Raw genomic sequence first — 21,446 nt, forward strand, 5'->3', positions numbered from 1 at the left:
GCCGCTTCGCAGCGGCCCGCTGTTGCACATGGACACTCCCCGCCGATACACCGCCGCACACCGTAAGCAGACAGGTAGCTTGAGGAACTGATGGCTGAGAACGAGGGCACGGCCCCCACCCAGATGACCGATAATGCTCCGGCTGCGCCCGCTGACGCGGCCGTGAAAGCGGCTCCCACCGGCGCCGATATGACGGTGGCGGAGTTGCGGGAATGGTTGCGCAAATGGGTCGCCGACGCGACCGGGCAGCCGCTCGAGCAGATCACCGTGGATCGCCCCATGGAGGAATTCGGCCTGGCGTCGCGGGACGCGCTCGCGCTCGGCGGTGACATCGAGGAGCTGACGGGCGTCATCCTCAACGCCACGATCGTCTACCAGCACCCCACGATCGCCTCGCTCGCGGAGCGAATCATCAACGGGGAACCGGACCTTCCGGCCGAATCGGCCGACGACTCGTTCTACACCGCGGGGTACACCCCGGACGAGGCGCACGACATCGCCATCGTCGGGCTGTCCACCCGCCTGCCGGGTGCGGGCGAAACACCAGAATCCACCTGGGATTTCCTCATCAATCGCGGTGACGGCATCCGCGACCTACCCGAAGGCCGCTGGTCGGAGTTCCTGTCCGACCCGCGCGCGGCCGAGGCCGTCGCGAACGCGAACACCAAGGGCGGCTACCTCGATCAAGAGGTCATCAAGGGCTTCGACGCCGAATTCTTCGCCACCTCGCCGGTCGAGGTGGAGCGCATGGATCCGCAGCAGCGGCTCACCATGGAACTCACCTGGGAAGCGCTGGAGCACGCCAGGATCCCGGCGAACACCCTCAAGGGCGAGGCCGTCGGCGTCTACGTCGGCTCCTCGGGCAACGAGTTCATGCTCATCGCCGCCATGAGCGTCGGCAACACCGAGCAGGACAAGACCCCGCTCTCGGCCGAGGCCTACGGCATCATGGGCTCGGTTTCGTCGATCATCGCCAACCGCACCTCGTACTTCTTCGACTTCCGCGGCCCGTCGGTGGCCATCGACACCGCGTGCTCGTCCTCGCTGGTCGCGGTGCACGACGCGGTGCGCGCGCTGCGCAGCGGCGAAGCCGATCTGGCCCTGGCCGGCGGCGTGAACGCATTGGTGGCGCCGATGGCGACCCTCGGTTTCGACGCCAATGGCGCGGTGGCCAAAGACGGTCGTCTCAAAGCATTCTCCTCGGACGCCGATGGTTTCGTCCGCGCCGAAGGCGGTGCGCTGGTGGTGCTCAAGCGCCTGGCGGACGCCGAACGCGACGGCGACACCATCTATGCGGTCATCAAGGGTTCGGCGGTCAACAATGACGGCCGTTCCAACGGCATGCTCGCACCGAACCCGGACGCGCAGGCCGAGGTACTGCGCCGGGCTTACCGTGACGCGGGAATCGCGCCGTCGAGCGTCGACTACATCGAGGCGCACGGCACGGGAACTCTGCTGGGCGACCCGATCGAAGCCGATGCACTGGGCCGGGTAATCGGTCGAGGTCGTGATGACGACAAGCCCGCGCTGCTGGGTTCGGTCAAGTCCAACTTCGGTCACCTGGAGTCCGGTGCCGGCGCGGCCAGCCTCGCCAAGATCATCATGGCGTTGCAGCACAATGTCATCCCGCCGAGTGTCAACTTCGCGGGCCCGAACCCCTACATTCCGTGGGACCAGGCCCGCCTGAAGGTCGTCGCCGATCCGACCGAGTTCCCGCGCTACAGCGGCAAGGCCACGGTCGGCGTCTCCGGCTTCGGTTTCGGTGGTACCAACGCGCACGTGGTCATCCAGGAGTACGTCAAGACCCCTGTCGCCCCGGCCACCGACGCCGCCGCGCCCGCGCCGGTCGATCTCGACAACGAGAACACCGACGTCATCTCCGAGGCCGAGCACATCACCGCCGAGGCCGCCGCGCCGGAACCGGAATGGGCCGACCGCGACGAGCCGTTGCCGCTGATCCTGCCGGTCTCGGCGTACCTGCCCTCGCGCCGCCGCCGTGCCGCCACCGATCTGGCCGACTGGCTGGAAAGCGAAGCGGGACAGGCGACTCCGCTCGCGGATGTGGCGCGGTCGCTGGCCAAGCGCAACCACGGCCGTTCGCGCGGCGTGGTGGTGGCCAAGACGCACGAGGAGGCCGTCGCCGGTCTGCGCGCCATCGCCGAGGGCAAGCCGGGCACCGGCGTCTACACCGCCGACGCGCCCGCCGCGCGCGGTGCGCTGTGGGTCATGGCCGGTTTCGGCGCCCAGCACCGCAAGATGGGTAAACAGCTCTACAACGAGAATTCGATCTTCCGCAGGACCGTCGACGAGGTCGACGAGTACGTGCTGGACGAGGCCGGGTACTCGGTGCGCGAGATGATCCTGGACGACGAGCAGGATTGGGACATCGGCACCGGCCAGGTCGGCACCTTCACCATCCAGCTCGGCCTGAACGCGGTGCTGCGCGCGCACGGCGCGGAACCCGCGGGCATCGTGGGTCATTCGCAGGGCGAGGTCGCGGGCGCGTACATCTCCGGCGGTCTGACCCTGGAGGACGCGGTCCGCGTCATCTGCGCCCGCTCGCGGCTGATGGCCGAGGGCGAAGCCATGATCACCGACGACCAGGTGCGCAACATGGCGCTGGTCGAGTACTCGGCCGAGGCCATCGCCGAGATCCTGGTGGACTACCCGGACATCGAGGTCGCGGTCTACGCCGCGCCCACCAACACCGTCATCGGCGGCCCGCCGGATCAGGTGCACGCGATCGTGGCGCGCGCCGAGGCCGAGGGCAAGTTCGCGCGCGTGCTGCAGACCCGCGGCGCGGGCCACACCTCGCAGATGGACATGCTGCTCGGCGAACTGGCCGCCGAGCTGGCCGGTCTGGAGCCGACCGCGCTGAAGCACGATCTGTACTCCACCGTCCACAAGGAGAGCGTCTACCGGGCGGGCAACCCGCCGGTGCACGACGTGGACTACTGGGTCACCAACATGCGCGGCTCGGTGTACTTCACCAACGCCATCGCGCAGGCGGTGAACTCGGGCATCACCACCTACCTGGAGCTGGCGCCGAACTCGGTGGCGCTCATGCAGGTGCTGGGCACCACGTTCGCCGCGGGCGTGCACAACGCCGCGCTGATCCCCACGCTCAAGCGCAAGGAAGACGAGTCCGCCGCGGTCATCTCGGCGCTGGCGCAGCTGTACGTGCAGGGCCACGCGGTGGATCTGCCGTCGCTGCTGCCCGCGGGCGCGTACGCGCCGGTGCCGCGTACCGCGTTCGTCCGGAAGCAGTACTGGCCCAGGGTCGCGCTGACCGGCGGCGACTCGGGCGCGGGCCGGATTCCGGGCGCGCACGTCGCGCTGCCGGACGGCCGGCACGTCTGGGAGGTGCAGGCCCCGGCCGTCACCGACCTGGTCGCGCTGGTGAATGCCGCCGCCGCACAGGTGCTTTCGGCGGTGAGCGTGGGCGCGACCGTGGCGCACGCCGCGATTCCGGCCACCGGCACCCTGACCACCACGCTGACCCCGCACCTGGGCGGCGCGTCGGTGGCGGTGCATGCCAAGCAGGGCGCCGCCTTCACCGCGCTCTTCGACGCCGTCGTCACCTCCGGCGCGCCGCTGCCGGAATCGGTGGTGGCACAGCCGGTCGCGGCCCCGGCCGCCGCCCCGGCGGCCGAGGTCGAGGTCATCGAGGCGACCGGCGATCGCTGGGATCCCAACGGCAAGCAGACCATCGAGCAGCGCCTGGCGATCATCGTCGCGGAGTCCATGGGCTACGCCGTCGAGGATCTGCCCATGGAGATCCCGCTCATGGAACTGGGCCTGGACTCGCTCATGGCCATGCGCATCAAGAACCGCGTGGAATACGAATTCGATATTCCGCAGCTGCAATTGCAGGCGGTGCGCGATGCCAGCCTGCTCGAGGTCGGCAAGGTGCTGCGCTACGCCATCGAGCACCGCGAGGAGCTGGCCGACATCGCCGCGCGCCAGGCCGCGGGCGAGGACATCTCGGTCGACGGCGATCTGGTCGCCGCCGCGCGCGCGGCCATGGCGGCGGGCACCGATCCGCTCGCGGTGCTGCCGACCGCGGCCGACCGGCTCGACGCCGAGGCCGCGGACGTGATCGCCGAGGCCACCGAGATCGTGGCCGAGGCCGAATCCACTACTACCGCAGCCGATTTCGAGTCCGCGCCGCCGGTCGGGGAGACCGACAAGGACAACGTGCCCCCGCGCAACGGCGCCGAGCGCCTGGCGTACGGCACCTGGGCGCTGGCCACCGGCAAGTCCGCGGGCGGCATCTTCAACCCGCTGCCCGAGCTGGACGACGCCACCATGGACAAGCTGGTGGCCCGGCTCTCGGAGCGGGTCAAGAACCAGGTCAGCGCGGATGAGGTGCGGGCCTGCAAGACCATCGAGAAGCTGGCCGATCTGGTGGCCACCTACCAGGAGCACGGCGACGACGTCGAGGGCTTCGTCCGCACCCTGCGCGCGAAGGAGGCCGGTTCCACCGCGGTGCCGGTCTTCGTCTTCCACGCCTCGGGCGGCAACACCCTCGTGTACGAGCCGCTGCTCAAGCGCCTGCCCGCGGGCACCCCGATGTACGGTTTCGAACGCGTCGAGGGCTCCATCGAAGAGCGTGCGCGCCAGTACATTCCGGAGATCCGCAAGCGGCAGCCGGAGGGCCCGTACTTCCTGTACGGCTGGTCGCTGGGCGGCGTGTTCGCGCTGAAGGTCGCCGAGCTCATGCGCGCCGAAGGCGCGGACGTGCGCGAGGTCGGCCTGATCGATGTCGCGCTGCCGTCGCAGCCGCACCTGGACACCCCGGAGGAGCGGGTGAACCGGGTCCGGCGTTTCCAGGCGTTCGCCAAGAAGACCTACGGCTTCGAGGGCGAACTGGACGACGAGCAGCTCGAGGAGCTGGCCGCGGCCACGGACGCCGAGCAGATCGACATCGTGCTGGAACTGGTGAAGTTCGCGGGTGTGGACATTCCGGGCGGCGTGCTCGAACACCAGCGCAGCTCGTACATCGACAGCGGTGAACTGCAGCGCATCTCGCCGCAGCACTACGACGGCCACGTGGTGCTCTACCTCGCGGACCGCTACCACGACGGAATCATCGAGCTGGAGCCACGTTTCGGGGAGCGCCTGCCCAACGGCGGCTGGGACGAGCACATCCCGAATCTGGAGGTCATTCACATCCCCGGCGACCACATCGATATCGTGGACGAGCCGCGCATCGCGACCATCGGCGCCGATCTGACCAAGAAATTGGGGGCCGTCGACACGACGCCGAAATAGCCGCGCTGCGAAACGGGTTCTGCGAAAGTAGGTTTCTACCGAAGGGAGTCCTGTGAGCACTACCGCCGAGAAACTCGCTGACCTGCGACGGAAGTTGGAAGTCGCGAGGGAACCGGCGGGTGCCGCGGGGATCGCCAAGCGCGAGCGCAAGCACATCCCTTCCGCTCGCGACCGGATCAACATGCTGCTGGACCCCGGTACCTTCGTGGAAATCGGTGCGCTGGTTCGCAATCCGGGCGACAAGGACGCGCTGTACGGTGACGGCGTCGTCACCGGTCACGGTCTCGTCGAGGGCCGCCCGGTGGCGGTGTTCTCCCACGACCAGACCGTGTACGGCGGTTCGGTCGGGGAGATGTTCGGCCGCAAGGTGGCCGGCATCATGGAGTTCGCCGCCAAGGTGGGCTGCCCGGTGGTCGGCATCAACGACTCCGGCGGTGCGCGCGTGCAGGAGGCGGTGACCTCGCTGGCCTGGTACGCCGAACTCGGCCGCCGGCAGGAACCGCTGTCGGGCCTGGTGCCGCAGATCTCCATGATCCTGGGCAGCTGCGCGGGCGGCGCGGTCTACGCGCCGATCAACACCGATATCGTCGTGGCCACCGAGGCCGCGTACATGTTCGTGACCGGTCCCAAGGTGATTCGCGAGGTCACCGGTGAGGACGTGAGTCTCGAGGAACTGGGCGGGGCGCGCAGCCAGGCCGAGTACGGCAACATCCACCATGTCGCGAAGGACGAACTGGCCGCCTTCGAATGGGTGCGCCAGTACCTGGGCTACCTGCCGTCGAGTTGCCAGGAATTGCCGCCGATCGTGAATCCTGGCCTGGAGCCGGACATTACGGAGTCCGATCGGGAATTGAACGCCATCGTGCCCGATGCCGACAACGCCGGTTACGACATGTACGACATCCTGATCCGGATCTTCGACGACGGTGAATTCCACGAGTTCGGCGACTCCGCGGCCCGGAATGTCATCTGCGGCTTCGCCCGGGTGGACGGGCGCAGCATCGGCGTGGTCGCCAATCAGCCGCTGGTCTACGCCGGCGCCCTGGACGCGCGCGCCTCGGACAAGGCCGCGCACTTCGTCCGGCTCTGCGACGCGTACGAGATCCCTTTGGTTTTCGTGGTCGACACCCCCGGCTTCCTGCCCGGCGTGGAGCAGGAGAAGATCGGCGTCATCAAGCGCGGCGGGCGATTCATCTTCGCGTTCGTCGAGGCGACCGTGCCCAAGGTGACGGTGGTGATCCGCAAGTCCTACGGCGGCGGCTACGCCGTGATGGGATCCAAGCAGCTCGGCGCGGACGTGAACCTGGCGTGGCCGACCGCCCGCATCGCGGTCATGGGCGCGGAGAGCGCGGTCAGCCTGATCGGCGCGAAGTCGCTGGAGGCCGCCCCCGAGGAGCAGCGCGCGGCGATGCGCCGGCAGATGATCGCCTTCTACAACGCCACGATCGCCACCCCCTGGGTCGCGGCCGAGCGCGGCTACATCGACGCGGTCATCGACCCGGCCGACACCCGCCTGGAAATTCGTAAGGCGTTGCAGCTACTGCGCGACAAAACCGTCGCTCGTAACCCGCGCAAACACCATCTTCTTCCGCTCTGATCCGAGGCCGTCGCCGTTCGGATCGGAGTGGAACGGGGTCGTCCGGGGGTGCGAGATGTGTCCGATTTGCGGCTCGCCGATTGGGGCGAATCGATTGGTCGGGTGACCCGCATGTGAGAGCCTTCAGCTATGAGTAGCTCACCTAAGGCATTGCTCGAAGGCGGACCTGACGGGCTCGATCACCGCATCGTGCCCATTACGCCGCCGGGAATCGAGTTGCGGGTGGCGTTCGGCGGCGGCTACGAGCGGTTCAAGGTGACCCCGCGCTGGGAGGACACTCCCGAGGGGAGCCTCCCGGTCTACGAGTGGGTGGCCCACATCCCGGGCTGAGCGCCGCCGGGACTACCGATGCGCCGGTTCGGCGCGGCGGATGGGCTGCCGCGTCGGGGCCGGATCGTTGCCGAGGAAGTCCGCGATCTCCGCGTAGACCTGCCCCGGCTTCTCCATGACCAGCAGATGCGAGGTCGCGGGGATGATGGAGAGTTCGGAATCGGGGATCGCCCGGTACAGCGCGATGGTGTGTTCGAGTGCGACGGCGTCGTCGTCGCCGGACATGACCAGGGTGCGGTGCGGGATGTCGCGCAGATCCTCGGGGGCCAGGGTCGGGCCGGTGCGGCCCATGTCCAGCATCTTGGCGGCCACGACGGGGAAGTGGGTTTCGCCGTGCGGGGACACCTCGCCGTAGCGCCCGGCCAGATACTTCTGCGTGTCCGGATCCTCGAATCCGTCCATGACGCCGGGCAATACGCCGATGTGGTGGAAGTTTCCGCTGATCAGCACCAGCTTGCGGACCAGGTCCGGCCGGCGCAGCGCGACCAGCATCGCCACGTTCGCGCCGTCGCTGTGCCCGACCAGGTGCGCGGGCTCGCCGACCACCTTCTCCAGGAACGCGATGAGATCCTCCGCCATCACCTCGTAGGTGAGCGGGCCCTCCACGTCCGGGGTGTGGCCGTGACCGCGGCGGTCGGTGGTGTACACGCGGAAACGGCCGACCAGCGCGGGCATGGCGGGGGCGAACATGCGTGAATCCACGAACCCGCCGTGCAGCAGGACCACCGGTTCGCCGTCACCGTGTACGTCGTACCAGGTCGCTACATCTCCGAGTTGAATATTCACCATGGCTATATCTTCCCGGTAGGTTCCGCCCGTGCTCACAACGGGTGGGTTTCCCCGGTGAGAAGGGGTGAAACGGTGGTCCGGGCGGGCGGAACGACAACGGCCGCCCGCGGATCGCGGGCGGCCGTTCATCGGATCGGCGTGCGGGTCAGGAGACCCGGAGCTGTCCCGGGGACCAGAAGCCGGAGCGGGTCGCCGTCGAGGTCTCGATCTCGGCGGGCTGGGCCGGGTAGTACTGGTCGTACTGCTCCAGCGAACCCCAGTCCCGATCCCAGTCCTCGTTCAGATAGGTCGGGATCGTCTTGGACTTGGCCAGCATCTCGGTGAAGCCCAGCGGGCCGCCGTTCTCGGCCGCCTGCCAGGTGTTGGTGGAGCTGATGGCCAGCGGGCGGTCCGGCAGGATGCGGAAGTTCGGCATCTCCGCCACGCCGTAGCGGTGATCGAACGGGCGCTGGCACGGGAACTGCAGGCCCACCGCCCAGTCCAGCAGCACCGGCTGGGTGGAACCGATGTAGCTGTTGAGCGTCTGCAGCTTGGGCACGCGCGGCGCGGTGAAGGCGAGCCACTGATCGCCGATGAGGATCGGGTCCTTGGCGTTGATCCGCACCGCGTCCGCGTTCTCCGGCAGCGCCGAGAACGGCACCCGCAGGTTGCGCCACGACGGGGCCGGGCCGATGTCGCGCGGCAGGTAGGAGCCGAGCTCGGTGACGGTGCCGTCGGCCTCGCGGTGGCCGTACTCGACCACCAGCGACTGCCCGTAGGTCATGTTGCCGGTGTCGTCGAAGGACAGGATGCGACCCGCGGCCGAAATGACCACCAGCGGAGCGTCATCCGAGCGCGCGGGCAGCTGGTACCAGCTGGACTTCATCTCGGCGGGCTGCTGCACGCCGTCCTGGTAGCTGCCCATGACCGGGGTGGTGGCGGGATCGAGGCCGAACGGCAGCGCCGCGGTGCTGCCGTTGACGCCCTCGGCACCCTTGCCGCCGGCGGTGCCCGCGCTCTCGCCCTCTTCGAAGGCGGGACCGATGGTCTGGGTGTCGGTGTTGCCGGTGCCCGGCTTCACCTCGACGTTGTCGGCGCTGATCTTCTCCGGAATGCCGTTGGGGGAGAAGCCGATCGGGTTCGCCCCGGCGAGCGGATCGTTGTTCACCGGCGGGTTGGCCGGATCGATGATCGGGGTCAGGTTGCCGCCGTTGACATCGGTCTCCACCAGCACGTCATTGGCCAGGCCGCACGAATTGCCGCCCACCGCATCGAAGTTCGAGCGGGCCAGGGAGTACGCGGGGTACTGCGACACCGCGCCCTTGACCAGCGACAGCACCTCGAAGGCCACCATGAGCGCGGCGATGACGGTGAGCGGAATGGCCGCGAAGCGCCGAACCCGCCTGCCGCGCGCGGTCTTTCCGCTCGCCATCGGCTTGGCGTAGCCCTCGCGCAGCGACTGCCAGGCCACCAGCGCCAGCGCCAGGCCGAACAGCATGAGCATGAGGGTGTTGGACTGGTAGCCGCTGAGCGAGACCCGCTTGTCGTACCAGGGCACGCCGTAGCTCGAGACGTACCAGTAGCCGTTGATGCCGGAGAAGGCCACGGCCAGGGTGAACAGCAGGCCCGCCAGGAACACCGACCGGTTCTTGCGCGAGCGCAGCGCCGTGGCCGAGACCGCGACCGCGGTGACCGCCGCCAGCGAGCCCGCGATGCCCGCGTACGCGCCGAAGTGGTGCGTCCACTTGGTCGGGTTGAACATCATGAAGAAGATCGTTCCGAAGACCACGCCCATGAGCCGCCAGGTCGGCGCGGAGGCGATGCCCGGCACCTGCCGCCGGCGCAGCAGCACCAGCATCGTGGTGATCAGGCACAGGATCATGAGCAGGAAGGCGAAGCGGCGCGCGAGCGAGCCGTCGACGGTCTCCACGAACAGGTAGTAGTAGCGCAGATAGTCTTCGTACCAGGCCAGATTCGGGCCGATCGCCTGCCGGACGCGGTTGGCCTCCATGATTCCGGAGAAGGTCTGATCGCCGAAAACGACCACCAGCACCAGTAAGCCGGACGCGGCGATGGGTGCGAGCAGGGCTGTGGTGCCGAACTGCCGGTGCCTGCGCACCACGATGTGGACCAGCGGGCGGATGCCGGCGAGCAGCGCGGCGACGCACATGAGGCCGGTCGGAGCGGCGGCCAGGGTGAACGCCGCGACCAGCACCGCGATGGCGGCGGGCAGCAGGCGCGCGGTGGCGATGGCGCGTTCGATGGAGACCCAGGTCAGCAGCGCGCCGAGCGCGACGATCGGCTCCGAGCGCAGGCCGTTGCAGTAGGGCAGCCAGAACGCCAGGAAGACCAGGCCGCCGGTCCACAGCGCCACCTTGGAGGTCGCCACGCCGCGGCCCAGGCGCGGCACCACCTCGCGGCTGATCACCAGCCAGCACAGGATGCCGCACAGCAGCGCCGGAATGCGCACGACCGGGCTGGCCGTGGAGATTTCGGAGAACGCCTGGATGACGTAGTAGTACCAGCCGAACGGAGCCTCGGGGACGCCGAACCAGCGGAAGTAGTTGGCCATGTAGCCCGCGTGCGGCGCCGCCCGGACCATGGTCATGATGTAGCCGTCGTCGGAGGTGTTGGCGCCCACGAAATGCCACAGCAGCAGCGTGCCGATGATGCCGCCGTCCGCCCAGGTCGGCTTCAGCCAGTGCCGGGGGAAGATGCGCCGGTGCCCGCGGCCGTCGCTGGTGTCCAGTGCCGCCAGCGCGCCCAGCGACAGCAGGGTCAGCAGCACGGCCGCGACGATGGCGGCCAGCTTGAGCAGGGTCGGGGTTGAGGAGAACCGCGAGTCCACCGTCATGGAGAAGGAAAGGCCCTGCGGCACATCACCCTTCATGTCGGTGAAGACGCCGACCACCTGGGGGCGCAGGTCACCGAGCAGGCGGCCCTCGACGGGGACGGTGACGTTCTCGCGCCCGCCGTTCGCGGTGACCCGTTCCGCGGTGCGGGTCAAACCCTCGAAGACGGCGGAGGTCTGGGTGTTGTCGGAGGTGATGACGATCTGCGTGCAGTTCGCCATTTCCGACCGCTGCGCGGTTGCCACGACCGCGTTGCGGTCCAGCACGTCCACGCTCTCGCCGGACACGCGGACGAACAAGCCCTGCAGGTCCGCTCCGCTACCCTGCGGCGGCGCGGTTGCCAGCAGGATGCCGCCGCGCGGATCCAACTGATTCACCGCCGCGCAGGGAATGGTGGCCCGCAGTTCCAGCGGCACCTGCGACATGAGCGCGGCGTCGATGCTCTCCAGTGTCCCGCGCTGCGGCCACTGCACCGTCGCGACCGTCTGCTTCACCGGCAGGAACGGGGTCGCGAGCGCGAACAGCGCTCCCAGCACGCCCGCGACGATCGCTATCAGCTTCGCGGTGCGGTAGTCGCGAGGCGTCGCCGTGGGAGGCGGCGGCGTAGCGGGTTTGCTCAGGACAGCGGAGGCGTCGGGCACGGTTGCTGATGGTACTGTCCCGCCTCCCCGGATACTTAGCGCCCGGCTGAGAGCCGCTACCGGCCATGCACGCGTGGTGCGGATTCGCCCGCACACGATTTTGGTGGTACCCCGGGAGTTACCCCGATCTCGCGAGATCAGGTGTCCGAGCCGCAGCTTCGGCGATTTCAACAGATCAGGCAGTGTTTCGCACCCGCCGGACTCGTGGTGGCGACGGGTGCGAAAGCGATCTCTACTTCGCTCGGATCGGTGCGTCTTTTGCGAAGCCGGTGCGGGTTTCGACGACCACCTGCAAGTCGGCCGGGGCCGCGTCCGGGACGTACGGGGTGAAGCGCTCCAGGGAGCCCCAGTCCCGGGACCAGTCGTCGTTCAGGTAGGACGGGATCGTCGCGGACTTCAGCAGCAGGCCCGTCCAGCCGAGGGGGCCGCCGCCGATGTCGTCCTGCCAGGCGTTGGAGGCGTCCGAGCCGGTGCGGTCGGGCAGGATCCGCCACTCGGGGACCTCGGCCACGCCGTCGTGGTGGTCGAAGGGGCGCTGGCAGGGGAAGGCCAGGCCGACGTGCCAGTCCTCCAGGACCGGGGCACGGTCGCCGACAACGGAGTTCAGCGTTTCCAGCTTCGGGAGGCGCGGCGGGGTGACGGCCAGCCACTGGCGCTGGGTGATGTCCACGTCGTTGGCTACCAGGCGAACGGCGTTGACGCCCACCGGGATCTGGTCCAGCGGGACGCGCAGGTTGCGCCACGACGGAGCGGGGCCGATGTCGATCGGCCGGACGCGGCCGGTGCCGGTCATCGTGCCGTCGGCGGCGCGGGTGCCGTACTCCAGGAACAGATCCTGGCCGTAGGTCTCCACGCCGTCCTTGTTGACCGACCGGATGCGGCCCGCGGCGGTGATCGCGAGCACCCGGTAGGCCGGGTCCGCCCGCATGTCGTCGGTCAGGTCCAGGCGGTACCAGCCGGTGGTCAGCTTGGCGACGGCCTGCTCGTCCTCGCTGTAGCTGCCCAGTACCGGGGTGGTGGCGGGGTCGAGGTCGAAGGGCAGGGTGACGGTGCTGCCGTTGACGCCGGTCTCGGCGCTGGTGCCGCCGCCGGTGCCCGCGCCGGTGGTGTTGGTGGTCTTGTTGGCCGAGTCCTTGTCGACCGAGTTCGCGCCGCCGGTGACGGTCTCCTCGGCGTCGGCGGTGAGGTCGGTGGCCACGCCGTTGGGGGTGAATCCGGTGTTCTCGGCGGACAATCCGTCCGCGACCGAGCCGGTCCAGGGCCGCAGCAGCGAATCGCGGGTGTTCGTCTCCACCAGTACGTCATTGGCCAGCCCGCACGAATCACCGCCCAGGGCCTGGATATTGGACTTGGCGACCGAGTACGCCGGGTACTGGGTGACGGCGGCCTTGGCGAGCGAGGCGACCTCGAAGAGCACCAGGGCGGCCGCGGCGATGGTGAGCGGCATGCTGGCGAATTTGTCGAAGCCGCGCACCGGTTTCGGCGTCGTGTACGGCTCGCGGTAGTGCTGGAACGCGGCGATGAGCAGGCACAGGATGGCCAGGCCCAGGAACAGCGTGGAGAAGCCCTTGCCCGCGACGAGCGGTGCCTTGTCGAACCACGGCACGCCGTAGCTCGACACGTACCACCAGCCGTTGGGTCCGGTGAACGTCATGGCGAGCAGGAAGAACACGGCGGCGGTGAACAGGGTGCGATTGCGCGGCGAGCGAATCCCGTTGACGCCCACCGCGACCGCGGCCAGCGCCGCCACCGAGCCCGCGAGCCCGGCGTACACGCCGAAGTGGTGCGTCCACTTGGTCGGGGTGAACATCATGAAGAACAGCGACATGAAGACGATGCCGAGAATGCGCGCGGACGGCCCGCGCGAGGTGCCCGGGATGCGGCCGTTCTTGCGCAGCATCACCATCACGCACACGCCCAGGCACAGCAGCATGGCCAGAATGCCGAAGCGCCGGGCCAGCGAGCCGTCCGGGGAGAGCATGAGCAGCGAATCCCACCGCGTGCGTTCGTCGAACCACGCCACGTTGGGCCCGATGGCGGTGCGGACGCGGGTGGCCTCCATGACCGAGGCGAGCGTCTGATCCGCGAAAACGACCACCAGGACCAGGGTTCCGGCCGCTACGCCGGGCGCGAGCAGTGCGGCGTACCGCAGCAGGGCGGGGCCGGTGTTCTTTCCGTCCGAGCGGGCCTGCTTGATGATGACCTGCAGCACCGGCCGGGATCCGGCCACCAGCGCGGCCAGGCAGATGAGCCCGGTCGGCCCGGCGGCGAGCGAGAACGCGGCGATCAGGACGCCCACCGCGGCGGGCAGCAGCCGGCCGGTCGCGATGGCGCGTTCCATCGAGCACCAGGTCAGCAGTGCGCCGGCGGCGATGAGGGGTTCGGGGCGCAGGCCGTTGTCGTACGGCATCCAGGCGGCCAGGAACACGAGTCCGGCGGTCCAGACCGCGACGTTGTCGCGGCGCACGCGTGCGCCCAGGCGCGGCAGCACTTCCCGGCTGATCACCAGCCAGCACACGATTCCGGCCAGCAGCGACGGCAAGCGCATCCACGGGCTGGAGTCGCTGATGCGCGACATCCACACCAGCACCTCGTACGGCCAGCCGAAGGGGGCCTCGGCGACGCCGAACCAGCGGTAGTAGTTGGCCATGTAGCCCGAAACCTTCGAGGCCCGAGCCATGTTCAGGATGTAGCCGTCATCGGAGGTGTTGGCGCCGATGAAGTGCCAGAGCACCAGCGTGCCGAGCACCACGCCGTCGGCCGGCCGGAAACGCCACCAGTGCATGGGCAGGAAGCGGCGCGGCTTGCGGCCGTCGCGGGTGTCGAGCAGATGCAGTGCGAGCAGGGCGATCAGCGTGCACAGGACCGCGCCGGCGATGGCGATGCGCTTGATCCAGCTCGGTGTGCTGCTGAAGCGCGCGTCGATCTCGGCGTGCGCCGTCGAGGCCCCGAGCCGGTCCTTCGGCAGGTCGGTGAACATGCCGACCAGCTGCGGCCGGGTGTCGCCGGCGACCCTGCCCACGAACGGGGTTCCGTCCTTGCGCGCGGCTCCCGCGAACTCGGCGCGGGTCTCGGTCGCGTCCGAGTGCAGGGTCAGGGACCCGCAGTTCTGGATCTCGTCGATCGGCGCGGACAGCAGCGGAATGTTGCGCAGCAGAACCGAAATCGTGCGCTGGGCCGGGACGGCGGGGTTTGCCTCGGCGGCCGCCGCATCGTCCACCCGGACCACCAGCCCCTTGTCGACCGCCTTCCCGGATGCCACCGGGACGGTCGAGAACAGGGTGCCGGTGGGCCGCTCGCGCAGTACCTCGCAGCCGATGCTGACATCGAGCGTCAGCGGCGTGTACGACACCAGCGGCGCTTCGATGTTCACCGCGTCGCCCTGCGGCCAATTCAGGGTCGGCCGATCCTGTTTCACGGGCAGGATCGGCGTCAGCACCGCCAGCAGAAAGCCCAGCAGTCCGGAGACCACGGCGATGAGGCGGATGCGATGAAACGCTCGGGTGTCTTCGCGCACGATCCCCGATGCTAGCGATCACGGGGCCCGGCGGTCCGTTCGCCGTGCTCGGACCGCCGGCCGGCGGTCGGGCCGTGGGGATTTCGCGCCGCGCGGTCGCGTCAGCGGAGGTGCCGCACGTCCCATAGCCAGACCCCGCCCACCTGCCGCGCCGGAATGCCGAGGAGTTGATCCACGGTGGTGCGCAGGGTGACGCTGTCCTCGTTCACGTCCAGGACCAGCACGTCGGTCTCCCAGTACCGCAGGTCGATGACGGCCTGATCGCGGTCGGCCTGATCGATGACCGGGACGGTGGTCGAGCCGAGCACGCGTTCCAGCTGATCCAGCCGCGTGAGCAGGCGCGAGGTCGGCCGCTCGTCGGCGCCGTACCGGGACCGCCCGTCCGCGCCGTCCGGCCCGACGAAGTAGCCGCCGACCAGGGGGAACGCGAAATCGGAGTCGACCTGCCACTGCAGGGCGGGCGTATCGATCGCGGTGGCGGGCGGCACGGACATCACGCCGCCGCCGGACAGGTACCCCTCCACGGTGCCGTCGGTGAAGAAGACCGGCGTCGGGGAGCGGTCGGAGACCGGCAGCATGGTCGGTGCGATCGGGGCGAGCGCGCACGCGAGTGCGGTGAACCAGGCGATCGGCTGCCACCGCGTGCCCGCGGTGCGCCAGTGGTCGATCGCGCGCTGGGTGGCCAGGGTCATGACGATGGCCATGGCCGGAACGGCCGCCATGGTGAAGCGCGATTCGATGATCCCGTTCACCGGCGGGATCCAGCCGAACAGGATCCACGGCATGGGGATGATCGTGTAGTTGCCCGCGAAGGACAGCACGATGCCCATGGACAGCGCGCTGAACCCCAGGGCGACGACCAGGCAGGCCCGCACGATTCGCTCGCGCCACAGCAGCGCCGTGGCCACGAGCAGCACCAGCACCAGCGGCCAGCCGAAGTAGGAATTGTGCTCTGTCGGATTGATTTCCACGTCCGGGCCGATCGACAGGGCGGCGCCGGCCGATTGCGCGGAGAACTGGAACGGCGCCAGGATGTCGTTGCCCACGCGGCCCAGTCCGACGAATCGATACGACTGCGGCCCGAAGAACTGCCAGCCGAGCGGAATCGCGGTGAGCGTCAAGGTGATCAGTGCCGCGAGCCCCACCGGCGGCGCGATGACCCGCACCGTCCGGACGATGGCCGCGCGGGTGCGCAGGTAGGCCAGGCCGAAGACCGCGAAGGCCAGCGCGAAGATCAGCAGCGGCTCCTCGCCCAGCGAGATCTGCAGGGCGACGAGCAATCCCAGCACGATCGAGTCGCGCGGCCGCCGCTCGCTCCCCGCCTCGGGGGCGTCCTGCGCAAGGCGCGCCATCTTGACGACGCGTTGCGCGATGAACGGGAGCAGCACCAGGAAGACGAAATTCGGGTGACCGTTGGTGTGCGAGATCATGGCGGGCGCGAAGCCGCAGAACACGCCGCCCAGGGCCGCGGCGGCCTTGGAGCTCACCAGCTCCCGCGAGAAGACCCAGTACCAGCCGAACGCCGTGCCGGACAGGCCGAGGGTGAGGGCGAGCACGAAGGTGACGGTCGGCCCGAACAGCAGGGTCACCGGCGCGAACGGCACGCCGAACCCGTACATGAGCGTGTTCGCCATCAGGTTCACGCCGTCGGGATAGTTCTGCAGCGTGGTGAAGAACGGACTCGCGCCGTCGGTGATGTTGTGCGCCCCGAGCGCGTAGAACCACTCGTAGAGGATCTGATCCTGATCACTGTTGGTCAGGTAGCCGGTGCCCGTGTTCCGCCACAGGTCGCCGACCACGAACACCGCCAGCGCCAGATATCCCAGGCCGATCAGAACATCCGTGCGCGCCGCGCGCAGCCGCCCCGCGAGGGACGGCCGTCTTCGCCGGGGCGGAGCCTCCGGTGCGTCGTGCTTCGAAACCTCCACCGCCGGTCGGACTTTCACGGTCCGATCAGTCGCCCACCCCAGTGCCACGCGCCCTAGCTCCCTCTGACAATCACGTTCGAGATCAGCCGCTCACGGTACCCGGGCGCGAGTGATACACGGTCACGGAGATTGTCTTCGCGAACGACCCCGCGCGCGAGCCCCGGATTGTCCGGGGTCCGCGCCGCGGCTCGGCGGCGATCAGGGACGGCTCAGACGAGCCCGCGCACGTCCCACAGCCAGACGCCGTCCACCCGCTGCGCCGGGAAGCCCAGCAGTTGATCGACGGTGTAGCGCAGGGCGTCACTGTTCTCGGTCGGCGGCAGCACCACCACGTCCGCCTGCCAGTAGCGCAGGTCGGCCAGGGCCTGATCACGCACGGCCTGGTCGATGACCGGCACCCGATTCGACTTCTGCGCCTGCATCAGCAGGCTGGCGGTGGGCCGGTCGTCGGGGCCGTAACGGCCCTTCTTGTCCACGCCGGTGGGGCCGACGAAGTAGCCGCCGGCCAGCGGGAACGTGAAGTCGGCGTCGGACTGCCAGCGCAGTGCGCGGGCATCCGGCGGGGTGGGCGGCGGGGCCACGACCACCGAACCGCCCGAGACGTACTGGCGCACTGTCCCATCGGCGAAGAAGGCCGGGGTGGGGGAGCGCTCCACCACCGGCAGGATGGTCGGGGCCAGCGGCAGCAGCGCGAACGCCAGCGCGCCGAACCAGGCCAGCGGCCGCCAATCGGTGACCGAGACCTTCCAGTAGTCCAGGGCGCGCTGGGTGGCGAAGGCCAGGATCAGCGCGATGGCGGGCACGGCGGCGATGGTGAAACGCGATTCCAGGACCGAGTTCAGCAGCGGCACCCGCTCGAAGAACTTCCACGGCAGCGCGAAGCCGGTGTCGTGCTTGCCGAACATCAGCGTCGAGCCCAGCGAGAGCGCGGTGAAACCCAGGATGACCACGGTCGCGGCGCGCACCGCGCGCTCGCGCCACATCAGCACGGCCGCGACGGTGATCACCAGCAGCAGCGGCCACCCGAAGTACGAGTTCTCCTCTGTCGGGTTGATGGCCACGTTCTGCCCGTGCATGACCATGCCGCCGAGCGATTCGGAGGGGAACTGGAACAGCGCCTTGAAGTCGTTGCCCATCGGGCCGTGATCGATCATCCGGTACGACTGCGGGCCGAAGAACTGCCACCACAGCGGAATCTCGGTGAGCGCCACCGTGATCAGCGCGGCCAGCAGCACGGTCGGGGTGATCGAGCGCAGTACGCGCAGCATGGCGCGCGGGGTGTGCAGGTAGTACACGAGCGCGAAAACCGCGAAGGACAGCGCGAATATGAGCAGCGGCTCCTCGCCGAGCGCGATCTGCAGGGCGACCAGCAGGCCGAGCACGAACGCGTCACGCAGGCGCCGCGCCTTGCGGGCCTCGAGCGAATTGTTCGCGCGCCGAGCCATTTTGATGATCTGCAGGGCGATGAGCGGCAGCAGCGCCAGCACCACGAAGTTGGGGTGCGCGTTGGCGTGCGAGATCATGGCGGGCGCGAAGCCGCAGAACAAACCGCCCACGGCCGCAGCGAATTTGGAGCTCACAAGTTCGCGCGAGAACAGCCAGTACCAGGCGAAGGCGGTGCCGAACAGGCCGAGCGTGAGCACCAGCACGAACGTGACAGTCGGCCCGAACAGCAGCGTGACCGGCGTGAGCGGGACGCCGACGCCGAACATGGCGGTGTTGGCCATCATGTTCACGCCGTCGGGGTAGTTCTGCAGCAGCGTGCTGAGCGGATTCTCGAAGTTGGCGATCTTGTGGGCGGTGACCGCGAAGAACCACTCCCACATCGTCTGGTCCTGACCGCTCTTGATCAGGTAGCCGCTGCTGGGGTGCAGCCATTGCCCGGCGAGTACGAAGATCGCCAGCGCCAGATAACCGGTGGCGACGATCAGATCGGTACGCGCCGAGCGGATTCGGCGAAGGACCCGCTGCGGCCGCGTCGCTTCCGGGTGAACCGGCCGCGGTGCGGTCCGATCCAGCACCGCCACCGCGGATTCCTCGTCGGATGCTCGGATGTTCGCCCACCCCAATGCCACGCGCCAACTCCTCTTGCCTTCACAATCAGCGGCTCACGCTACCGGTCCCGGCTGAGATTGCGCTGGCAAGTGGATGAGTTATCCACAGAAACGGGCCTGTATCCCCAGATTCGGACGCGATTCTGGGGATAAGTGAGCCTTGTCTCGTCCTCTTATTCAGATTTGTAGTGAGCTACACCACATTTCGCGAAACAGCTCACGGTTGCCGCACCACGAGGGTGAAAGGTCCGATGTCGGTGACGCGGAAGTGCGGGTCCGCGAACAGTGTTCGGGGGAACGCGACGGTGTACCGCTTCACGTTCGGATCGTTGGGGTAGACGTCCTCGGACAGGCGCAGGGTGTAGTCGTCGCCCGCGCGACGGAACAGGAAGGCGTCCGGCGCCCGCCACGGGCAAACCTCCAGCGCCGCGATCAGCTCCGGCGCGGACGCCAGCGTGCTCCAGCGCTTGATCTCGGCCGCGCGCGCGGGGAAGTCCGCGAGCGGATTGGCGTAGTGCGAGGTGAGCGCCTGGAAGCCCCAGTACGGGTAGATGGCCAGGAAACCGGTGTCCGCGGTCAGCAGCACGCTCTCGTCGCGGGCGCGGCCGGTCTGCTCGCGCAGCGCCGCGTCCACGGCCGCGTAGTGCGAGACCGCGGACGGCGGCCGCTTGTCCGCGCGCACGCCGTCACCGTCGGTGTCGGTGTAGGCGGTGGTGATCTCCACGTCCAGCACGTGCGGGATCTGCTGGGCGAACGCCACCGCGGCCAGCACCGCCACCACCGCGGCGGCCGGTCGCAGCCGGGCGGGCTCGTTGAGCACCTGGTACAGCGCCCGGACGCCCTCGACGAAACCGAAGGAGCCCGCCGCGGCCAGCAGGGCCAGCAGGATCGGTTCGAGGCGGAAGGCCAGCAGGGTGGTGCCCGCGGCGGTGGCGGCCATGGAGAGCAGGCACCACAGGTACACGGCCACCACGCCGATGCCCAGCCCCTGCGCCCGGCGGGAGCTGCCCGCCCGCAGCACCAGCCAGACGATGCCGAGCAGGCAGAAGCCGCCGCGCAGGGAGAGCTCGAACATGGGCAGCGGCAGTTCCGCGCCGGATTCGGGCAGGTAGTGCAGGGCGCTGCCGCCGGAGCTGACGCCCTTACCGCTGAGCGTGTCGATGATGATGGGCAGCCACACCGTCAGCGCCAGCAGGCCCGCGATGACGGCGATGGTCACCAGTCGCACGAGAATCGGCGTGATCGTGCGCCAGGCCCCGCGCACCGGGGTCGCCGGCTCGAGTCGGCGCGCCGCTCGCAGCGCGGCCCGGCGTTCGCGCAGCGCCAGGCCCATCGCGATCAGCGCCATCAGGGTGACCGCGAAGGCGGCCGCGCCCAGGTACAGCGTGTAGAAGGTCGCCGCGAGGCCCAGGAACAGTCCGGTGCCGATGACCGCGCCCCAGCCGCCCGCGGTCGCCGCGGCCGGTTCGGCCGGGCGGTACAGCGCGCCCCAGGCCAGGATCAGCACCGGTACGAACAGCAGGATGAGCACCGCGCTGTAGGCCTCGGGCGAGCCGTAGGCCAGCGTCATGGCGGTGACCGCGGTCGCGACCGGCACCGCCCAGTCCGCGCGAATCAGCTTGGACCACAGCACGAGTGCCAGCACCGCCGCCACCGCGAGCCCGATGATGGCGAACGGCTTGAACGCCGCCCAGCCGTCCAGCCCGGCGAGATTCGCGAAGCGGCCGCCGACCCAGAACCAGCCGCCGGGATAGAACGGCGGCAGGTCGATGTAGTTCATATCCCGCAGTGCCACACCGTCGGTCAGCCGCGTCAGGTACTGGGTGCGGAACTCCTGATCGACCGAGAGCCCGAACAGGTACAGCTTGGTCGCGGCCAGCGGCATACCGAGGGTGACCGTGACGAAGGCCGAAAGTCCGGCCCAGGACAGCACTTTCGCCAGCAAGGGGCGCCGGTGCGCGCGAATCAGCGCGACGGCGATCACCAGCACGGCGATCGCGGCCACCTGCCCGACGGTGGTCAGCGCCCGGGTCACGTTGGAGGAGTTGAACGCGGGCCACTGCACGCGTCCGAAGACGAACAGGCCGATACCCGCCACGACGCCCGCGACGACGAGTGCGAGGATCGCTTCGCCCAGGGCATTGCCGACGAGCCGCGTCGCCACCGTGCCCCGGCGTGCGCCCGGATCCGGTACGGGGGTGGCCCCTGAAGCGTCCGGTGCGGGGGCCTGCGGCGGGGGAGTCGCAGCGGTCGGGGTCGCCGGTGGGACTTCCGGGGTGGCCCCGGGGCCCGTGGCGCTCATCGGCGCGCCCCACTCGCATCGGGCACGTTCGCGCCGTACGCAGCCAGCCGCTCGATGTTTCGCACTCCGCCTCCGGATCCTCGTCACCGTGCCCGGCGCCCAACCGGCCGCCGCGGGTCAGCCTAATGGCCACCGGCGCCCGCGCGCCCGCGCACGGCACCGGCGACGGTCCGCGCGCGGGCC

The 21,446-nt window shown here is 69.3% G+C and carries 9 protein-coding genes; 3 read left to right on the forward strand and 6 right to left on the reverse strand.

Features of this window, described 5'->3' with window-relative positions:
- Window positions 1-90 precede the first annotated feature (90 nt).
- The 3 genes from pks13 to ACFVBH_RS33655 all read left to right on the forward strand — a co-directional run bounded on the left by pks13 (window position 91) and on the right by ACFVBH_RS33655 (window position 7,201).
- Window positions 91-5,274 (forward strand): polyketide synthase Pks13, encoded by a 5,184-nt coding sequence (pks13, locus tag ACFVBH_RS33645; protein WP_379007975.1) that lies wholly within the window; start codon window positions 91-93, stop codon window positions 5,272-5,274.
- Between the two features lie 52 nt (window positions 5,275-5,326).
- Window positions 5,327-6,871, forward strand: a complete 1,545-nt coding sequence (locus ACFVBH_RS33650) for an acyl-CoA carboxylase subunit beta (RefSeq protein ID WP_379007977.1) — start codon at window positions 5,327-5,329, stop codon at window positions 6,869-6,871.
- A 129-nt stretch (window positions 6,872-7,000) separates the two neighbouring features.
- Window positions 7,001-7,201, forward strand: a complete 201-nt coding sequence (locus ACFVBH_RS33655; RefSeq protein ID WP_354986489.1) for a DUF5988 family protein — start codon at window positions 7,001-7,003, stop codon at window positions 7,199-7,201.
- A 12-nt stretch (window positions 7,202-7,213) separates the two neighbouring features.
- On the opposite strand, the gene ACFVBH_RS33660 is transcribed toward ACFVBH_RS33655, so the two are convergent.
- The 6 genes from ACFVBH_RS33660 to ACFVBH_RS33685 all read right to left on the reverse strand — a co-directional run bounded on the left by ACFVBH_RS33660 (window position 7,214) and on the right by ACFVBH_RS33685 (window position 21,263).
- Window positions 7,214-7,990 (reverse strand): alpha/beta hydrolase, encoded by a 777-nt coding sequence (locus tag ACFVBH_RS33660; RefSeq protein ID WP_354986490.1) that lies wholly within the window; start codon window positions 7,988-7,990, stop codon window positions 7,214-7,216.
- Between the two features lie 145 nt (window positions 7,991-8,135).
- On the reverse strand, window positions 8,136-11,462 hold the full coding sequence (locus tag ACFVBH_RS33665; RefSeq protein WP_379007980.1) for an arabinosyltransferase domain-containing protein: 3,327 nt from the start codon (window positions 11,460-11,462) through the stop codon (window positions 8,136-8,138).
- A 232-nt stretch (window positions 11,463-11,694) separates the two neighbouring features.
- Window positions 11,695-14,979, reverse strand: a complete 3,285-nt coding sequence (locus ACFVBH_RS33670; protein ID WP_379007983.1) for an arabinosyltransferase domain-containing protein — start codon at window positions 14,977-14,979, stop codon at window positions 11,695-11,697.
- Between the two features lie 101 nt (window positions 14,980-15,080).
- Window positions 15,081-16,907 (reverse strand): glycosyl transferase, encoded by a 1,827-nt coding sequence (locus ACFVBH_RS33675; protein ID WP_379007985.1) that lies wholly within the window; start codon window positions 16,905-16,907, stop codon window positions 15,081-15,083.
- A gap of 209 nt (window positions 16,908-17,116) precedes the next feature.
- Window positions 17,117-18,934: a glycosyl transferase gene (locus ACFVBH_RS33680; RefSeq protein WP_379008717.1), complete on the reverse strand. Its 1,818-nt coding sequence runs from the start codon at window positions 18,932-18,934 to the stop codon at window positions 17,117-17,119.
- 244 nt (window positions 18,935-19,178) lie between these two features.
- Entirely contained in the window at window positions 19,179-21,263 is a 2,085-nt protein-coding gene (locus tag ACFVBH_RS33685; RefSeq protein WP_379007987.1) for a galactan 5-O-arabinofuranosyltransferase, read from the reverse strand.
- Between the last annotated feature and the right edge of the window lie 183 nt (window positions 21,264-21,446).

The organism is Nocardia sp. NPDC057668, assembly GCF_042799795.1.
Taxonomy (GTDB): Bacteria; Actinomycetota; Actinomycetes; order Mycobacteriales; family Mycobacteriaceae; genus Nocardia.